We start from the raw sequence: 1085 nt of genomic DNA, 5'->3' as shown, positions 1-1085 counted from the left end.
GAACCGGGTAACGGTGAGTGATAACGGAAAAATCACGGTGGAATGAAGACGACGGCGAGAGAGGGGCAATGCCTCGTTGACATAGCGTTGGCGGCGACAGGCTCGGTGGAGGGCGTGTGGGCGTTGGCTCTGCGCAACGGAATGAGCGTAACAGGGGAACTCGGCCACGGCACGGAAATAGCGTGGGAGGCCGGGGACGTGACGGACGCGAGGGTTGCGGAAAAGTACGCCGCCGAGGGTATATGCCCGGCGACGGCAGTAAGCGAAAAGACGCTTGCCGGGCTGCTCGACCGACCTGTTATAATACAAGTCCCGGACTACATGACAATCAAGGCCGACCCTGTGAAGAAACAGCAGACAAGGGCTGCGGTGTTCACAGGCGCATTCACGGCGGCATTCTCGTAAGGCGCGAAAGGAGAGAAAACAGACGCATTACAAACAACATCATCATAAACAGACAATATGAAACAGGACTGGAAGCCCGACGAACTGCGGGCAACGTCGGCAGAGATCCGCGAGGCGGTGATGCCGAAATCAATCACGCCGGAGATGGTAGGCGGGACACTCGCAGGTCTCACCGAAGCCGTGGCCGAGGTGGTGGAGACCCTCGGCGAGATACCGAGGGAACATGTGCGTGTAGAGGTTACGGCTTGCGACGGCCAAAGCAAAGTCAGTGCCGAAGGAGCGACAGTGCGGCTTGACGTGTTTGCCGTCGGCGGCTTCCCCTGCACGGCAATGCCACGACAGGAACTCACGGCAGATGCGGACGGCGTGGTGGAGTTTGACGTGCCGCACGGCTTCAAATATGCGGTCTCGTCCCATATAGACGGCCTCGGCGCATCGTTCCAACTGGTGTTTGACGCTGTGGCGGAGCAACGCGACGTGAGACTGTGGAACTTCCCTGTGGGGGTATGGGCACTCGGCCATACCGATCTCGCCCATTATAGCGATGACGGTTGGGAGGATGAATACTACACAGCGATACCATTCGTTACTCCTATGAGAATGGAGGAGGTGCCGGAAGAAATATATCTTTGGGCGCAAGACTCCGAAAAATATCCTCAAAGCGAGGGATGGTGGTATAT

At 57.7% G+C, this 1085-nt stretch carries 2 protein-coding genes; both read left to right on the top strand.

Translation table 11 applies throughout. From position 1 onward, the window contains the following. Positions 1-42: 42 nt before the first annotated feature. Positions 43-405 (top strand): hypothetical protein, encoded by a 363-nt coding sequence (locus C5S62_RS04460; protein ID WP_104404236.1) that lies wholly within the window; start codon positions 43-45, stop codon positions 403-405. 57 nt (positions 406-462) lie between these two features. Then, positions 463-1085: hypothetical protein (locus C5S62_RS04455; protein ID WP_133159495.1), on the top strand; the 623-nt coding region annotated here is incomplete at its 3' end.

Source organism: Prevotella sp. MGM2 (assembly GCF_002933955.1).
Lineage (GTDB): Bacteria > Bacteroidota > Bacteroidia > Bacteroidales > Bacteroidaceae > Alloprevotella.
The sequence above is the reverse complement of the archived record's forward strand: the minus strand, read 5'-3'. Positions and strand labels throughout refer to the sequence as shown.